Below are 434 nucleotides of genomic sequence, written 5' to 3' on the forward strand. Positions count from 1 at the left end.
TGGCGAGCGGGCTCGTCGCGCTCGCGGTCGGGCGGCTGCTCGCGAAAACGCTGCCGTTCCGCGTGCGGCCGATCTACAACCCCGAGCTGCATCTGCACTTCCCGTCCGACACGCTGCGCGCGGCCACGCTGCAAGCGTGGAGCTCGTTCCCGAGCGACCACGCGATGCTGTGGATGGCGATCGCGACGGGCATCTTCATCATCGCGCGGCGCGCCGGCGTGTTCGCGCTGCTGTATGCGGTCGTGTTCATCTGCGTGCCGCGTGCGTATCTCGGCTTTCATTACCCGACTGACCTGATCGCCGGCGCGGCGATCGGCATCGCGATCGCGTGGCTGCTGACGCGTGACGCGATTCGATCGCGCTTCGCGCCGCAGGTGCTGGAGGCGATCCGGCGCTTCCCCGCGCCGGCCTATACGCTCGCGTTCCTGCTGTGC

1 protein-coding gene is annotated in these 434 nt (G+C 69.1%); it reads left to right on the top strand.

Going from position 1 to position 434, the window contains the following annotated elements:
* Window positions 1-434: phosphatase PAP2 family protein (locus SB816_RS29925; protein ID WP_410547980.1), on the top strand; the 434-nt coding region annotated here is incomplete at both ends.

The organism is Achromobacter sp. SIMBA_011 (assembly GCF_046535435.1).
Classification (GTDB): Bacteria; Pseudomonadota; Gammaproteobacteria; order Burkholderiales; family Burkholderiaceae_B; genus Achromobacter; species Achromobacter dolens.